This window comes from Amycolatopsis thailandensis (genome assembly GCF_002234405.1).
In the GTDB taxonomy this organism is placed as follows: domain Bacteria; phylum Actinomycetota; class Actinomycetes; order Mycobacteriales; family Pseudonocardiaceae; genus Amycolatopsis; species Amycolatopsis thailandensis.
In genome coordinates this window covers 1-631 of the sequence record NZ_NMQT01000420.1, presented here as the reverse complement: position 1 = coordinate 631, position 631 = coordinate 1, and the positions used below count along the sequence as shown (strand labels likewise).

The window sequence follows — 631 nt, the reverse complement described above, 5'->3', positions numbered from 1 at the left end:
CCCGAAGTCAGCAGCGGCGGCGCGGCCGGGGTCGCGCGACGGCCCAGCGCGCGTACCCGTGCGACGAGTTCGGGGAAGGCGAACGGCTTGGCGAGATAGTCGTCGGCGCCGAGGGAAAGCCCGTCCACGCGGTCCGAAACGGAACTGCTCGCGGTGAGCATCAGCACCCGGGTCAGCTCGCCGGACGCGACGATCTCGCGGCACAGGTCGTCACCGGACATGCCGGGGAGGTCGCGGTCGAGCAGCACGACGTCGTACCGGGTGACGGTGGCCTTCTCGTGCCCGTCGTCACCGGTGAGCGCGATGTCCACCGCCATCCCCTCGCGCCGCAGGCCGCGTGCGATCGCGTCGGCGAGGGGTTCTTCGTCTTCGACTACCAGAATTCGCACGACCCTACGTTGCCACACCTTCCTGAGAGTGACCTGATCGGACTATCGCGTCGGTACAGTCCAGCGGCCGGGACCTTCAGGTGACGCACTGCGTCGTGTCGCGAAAGCCGCTTTCATGACGTCGCGTGTCCCGAAAGTGGCTTTCGCGAGGCTCGATGCCGCCGGGACCGCCGGGGCGGGGTTCTCGTGATGCGAACGCAACGTTCGCAACCTTCAACGTTAGATCGGAAGAGCGGCGTGTT

The 631-nt window shown here is 67.5% G+C and carries 1 protein-coding gene; it reads right to left on the bottom strand.

The window, feature by feature from the left end:
* Positions 1–389 (bottom strand): response regulator transcription factor (locus CFP71_RS43250; RefSeq protein WP_167406490.1); only part of this gene is annotated, 389 nt, incomplete at its 3' end.
* Positions 390–631: the final 242 nt, after the last annotated feature.